Annotated in this window: 1 protein-coding gene; it reads left to right on the top strand. The window is 45.7% G+C overall.

From position 1 onward, the window contains the following. The coding region (casA, locus tag RTW80_RS27765) for a type I-E CRISPR-associated protein Cse1/CasA (RefSeq protein WP_312721333.1) at positions 1-370 on the top strand (370 nt) is incomplete at both ends.

Raw genomic sequence — 370 nt, 5'->3', positions numbered from 1 at the left:
CCTTTATGCAGACCAAAGGTGTCAAAGCAAATGATGTGACTCCAATGGAAAAACTGTTGGCTGGGGTAAGCGGCGCGACGAATTGTGCATTTGTCAATCAACCGGGGCAGGGTGAAGCATTATGTGGTGGATGCACTGCGATTGCGTTATTCAACCAGGCGAATCAGGCACCAGGTTTTGGTGGTGGTTTTAAAAGCGGTTTACGTGGAGGAACACCTGTAACAACGTTCGTACGTGGGATCGATCTTCGTTCAACGGTGTTACTCAATGTCCTCACATTACCTCGTCTTCAAAAACAATTTCCTAATGAATCACATACGGAAAACCAACCTACCTGGATTAAACCTATCAAGTCCAATGAGTCTATACC

Source organism: Escherichia sp. AM3, assembly GCF_032029835.1.
GTDB classification, from domain to species: domain Bacteria; phylum Pseudomonadota; class Gammaproteobacteria; order Enterobacterales; family Enterobacteriaceae; genus Escherichia; species Escherichia coli.
The sequence above is the reverse complement of the archived record's forward strand: the minus strand, read 5'-3'. Positions and strand labels throughout refer to the sequence as shown.